Source organism: Pseudomonadota bacterium (genome assembly GCA_022361155.1).
GTDB lineage: Bacteria > Myxococcota_A > Polyangia > Polyangiales > JAKSBK01 > JAKSBK01.
Genome location: JAKSBK010000203.1, coordinates 1 through 3,437 on the forward strand (window position 1 = coordinate 1; position 3,437 = coordinate 3,437).

Sequence of the window (3,437 nt, forward strand, 5' to 3'; positions counted from 1 at the left end):
CAGGTTGCCCGCGACATAGACCTTGCTCAGCTCGCGACCGCTGGCTGCGCGGTAGGCCGTCAGGGTGCGGTGAAGCGTGGCCTGAACGGAAGCCAGGCCCTCTTGCTGCTCGCCGAGCCCTGCGGAGAGCGTTCGGGCCATCTCGCAGTGTCCCGCACGCACGATACAGACATCCACCGATGCGTCGGCGAGCTCCACCAGGGCGAGCGGAGCGTCCGAGCTCAGCTCCGGCACGAGCGTGGTGAGGCCATCGAGCGCCGCCGCACCCAGCGCGAGCTGCTTGGGCTGCAGGCTCGCTACCCGCAGCGTTTCCAGAAGCTCGCGCACGCGGTCCTTGGGCACCGCCGCAACCAACAGCCGCAGCTCGCCGTTCCTCGTCTCGATGGGCTGGTGGTCGACTACCGCCTCCTCGATGGGGAAGGGCAGCAGCGGCTCCAGCTCGAAGGGTAGAATCTCGCTCGCACGTTTGGCCGCAGCGCTCGGCAGGGACAGCGTACGTATCGACGCTACCTGTCCCGGCATCGCGGCGATCAAGACGTCGGGCGAGCGTCCCAGTCGTCGCAGCAGCTCGCGCATGGAGGCGTGGAGCGCCGCCCCGCGGCCCGATTGCGAGGCGTCCAGCGGCACGCGCACGTAGCGCTGCACTTCGTTCCTTCGCAGCGTGGTGCGCAGCAGCACTGCACGTGCTTCCTGCTCCGCGATGTCGAGCCCGAGAACGTATGCCATGGTGATCCGTAACGTCTAGTCGAGTCTATAGTAGTGAAGCACGCCGAGAGCCGGCATGGTGCCTGGGTTGGGAGGTGGTGGCGTCCACCGCCTATCGAAGTTGACTACGGTATCGAGGCGGACCCTGGCCCTGCCGACGGCGGCGGTGGACTGGATCGTGATGATCGACGCCGAAGTAATGAACGCCCGGCCGAGGGCCGGCCGCAGCAGATGCGGGATGCTCAGGGGCTGAAACAGCAGCGGACTGTCCGCGCCGAGCAGCATTCGCAGCATCGGGTACAGGTCGGTCGGCCCCCCGCTGCCTTCCACGAACTTCACGAAATCGTAGGGAGAGCTGAACCAGGCGATGGGCACGAGGCTGCGCATGGTTCCGACCAGCTGCACGAATTTGGCTCCCTCGAGCGGATCCCTACACAGCGCCTGCGGCTGCTCGATGAGAAACGAGCAGAGACGCGCGAGCATCACCAGGGGAGGCGCTTCGTTCACGTTTACCGAGCCCGAGCCGTAGATCGTGACCTGGCGTTTCTCGGGATCGTCGGGATCAGGCTCGATGAAGGTGGCCCAGAAATCGTCGTCGATGCCACGGATCATCCTGAGCTCCTGCAACGAGTCGTAGGGCGCGTTCTTGACCTGGTAGGGGTCGTCGAGCGAGCTGTATACGTCGTCCTCGCTGCCGGCCTCGCCGATCATGGACGAGCCCGGATCGAAGACCGTGCGACGCTGATCGTAGTCCCACCAATCGATCGCGGCCGACACGATGTCCAGAGGAGTAGTGTAGTGGCCGTCTGCATCCTGCCTCGAAAAGAGCGGGTCGTACGGGTTCGGATTCTGATGGCCTCCCATGAGCATGAACAGCTGCATGGCTGTGCTGCGCTTGGCGTCGGTTCCCGAACGAAACAGGGGATTGTTGAGGTTGATCTTGCTGTTCTCCACCGAGGCAGCGATGTGAAACGTGCCCCCCAGGCTCTCGAGCCCTTCCGCTTCCGACAGGTCAAAGCTGGAAGTCAATGCAATCTCGTCTTCATCGCTGCCGAGCTGATCGGTCGCCGGGCGGTTGAAGAAAGGTCCGAGGATCTGGTCGGCAAAGCGCCATACGTTGATTTGCGGCGCACGCCGCTTGATGAGCAGGCGATAGAGCGGCGCCACGGCTCGCGTGATCTGGGGCTCCTTGGAGATGAGCAGCCGTGTTAGGTTGAGGCCGCTCTTGGCAATGTACTCTGCTCGCAGTTGATCGCGTTGGGAAGCAGCGATCGAGAGCGCCGTGGTAGTGCTTTCGTGAAAGTCGGCAAGAAAAATCGAGAGGATGGCGACGACCGTCAGGACCATCACCAGTGCGACGCCCTGTTCCCGCCGGTTGTGTCGGCCTGCGGTCGTGCGCCGGCCTGCCGGCCCGTTCTTGTGCGCCGAGCTCACCGCCGGTACACCGCGTGGTTGAGGGCATAGGTAACGGGCAACACGGCGCGGGTTCCGATCGTGAGCTTGTCCTTGCGGTGCGGCGAGGCGATCGTCAGCAGGATCTTCACCTGCAAAGGCAAGCGGTTGGGCTGCATCGCAGGTTGGATGCTGTCCCACGACTTGAGCCACTGCCCGGTCTGGGAGTCGAGGTAGGAGAGCTCGAAATCGAGCACTCCGTCTACCAGGATCTGGCTTTGACCGCCCTTGCGCGGGTCGTCGTCGATTCGCGCCTGCTCCCGGCGCGCCAGCACTTTACGGCTCGAGTCTTGTGGGTGCGCGGTCACGAAGTAGGAGAGCTCGTTCTGGTCGGATTCGTGGACGTCGCGCTGCAGGCGCTGGTGCGAAAACGAGGTGAAATCGATGCGGCTTCCGTCGGCGTTCCCGCCGCCAACGAAGGCGGTCTGCACGACCCGCAGCGCCGGGTTCGGACTGTTGTGAATCGAGACGAAGGCCATCGAGAGCTCTCGAGCCATCCGCTCTACCGCCATGCGTGCTTCGTGGTAGCGATCGAGCTGGTCCTCGACGCGCCTCTTGTTGAACGCGGTCTGCGCGAAGCCCCCGTAGACCAGGCTGGAGACGATGGCCAGAATGGTCAGGGCGACCATGACCTCGATCAGCGTCATGCCCGACGCGGACCCTGCGGTCTGCCGTGTGTTGCTCACGGGGAGGGACCTCCAGGCGCGTTCGAACCTGCAGGCTGCATGGGAAAGGGAGGCTGCGTCGCAACGAGAAACTGAACCACATCGAGCGAGTGCGCCTGCTTTCCCTCCTTCCACTCGACGCTCACCGTGGCGCGCCGGATCTGTTCCTCGAACGCCGGACGCAGTATCGGATAGGTGTACTGCATTGCCAGCTCGGCGATCATGTCGTGGGAGCCGCCACCGAGCACGCCCATTACCGAGGCGGCGCCCGTGGGATCGAGCGGGTTGAGGTTTCTCACCGCGGACAGCGGGCTCTCTTCTTCTTCCTCCGCCTCGGTGCCCAGCGTTTCCGGCAGCTTCACGCGCAGGATACTCCACTTGCACGCGAAGCCGTCGAGCTCGGCGTCCTCGCAACAGCCGTCTCGACCGCTGTCGAACTCCGCCGGCATGCCCTCCTTTAGGACCTGTTCTTCGATTTCGGCCATCTTGCAGCGTGCAAGCAGTCTGGCAAGACCCATGGTTCGAGCCCGATGCGCCACCTTGATTGCGCCGGCCTCGCGCGAGAAGATCGCGCTCAGAGCTACTGCGAGGATAGCCACGGCCACGATCACCTCC

4 protein-coding genes are annotated in these 3,437 nt (G+C 64.3%); all 4 read right to left on the reverse strand.

Annotated elements, in window-relative coordinates; genetic code table 11:
- Window positions 1–726, reverse strand: a 726-nt coding sequence (gene pilM / locus MJD61_07470; protein ID MCG8555112.1) for a pilus assembly protein PilM, incomplete at its 3' end; no start/stop codon positions are given.
- Window positions 727–741: 15 nt separating this feature from the next.
- A complete protein-coding gene (locus MJD61_07475; GenBank protein MCG8555113.1) occupies window positions 742–2,139 on the reverse strand; it encodes a type II secretion system protein GspK in 1,398 nt (465 codons plus the stop codon).
- Window positions 2,136–2,843, reverse strand: coding sequence for a prepilin-type N-terminal cleavage/methylation domain-containing protein (locus MJD61_07480; protein ID MCG8555114.1), 708 nt, complete (start codon window positions 2,841–2,843; stop codon window positions 2,136–2,138). Before MJD61_07480 ends, MJD61_07475 begins: the two co-directional genes overlap by 4 nt.
- Window positions 2,840–3,437 (reverse strand): hypothetical protein (locus MJD61_07485; protein MCG8555115.1); only part of this gene is annotated, 598 nt, incomplete at its 5' end. The genes MJD61_07485 and MJD61_07480, both read right to left, overlap by 4 nt.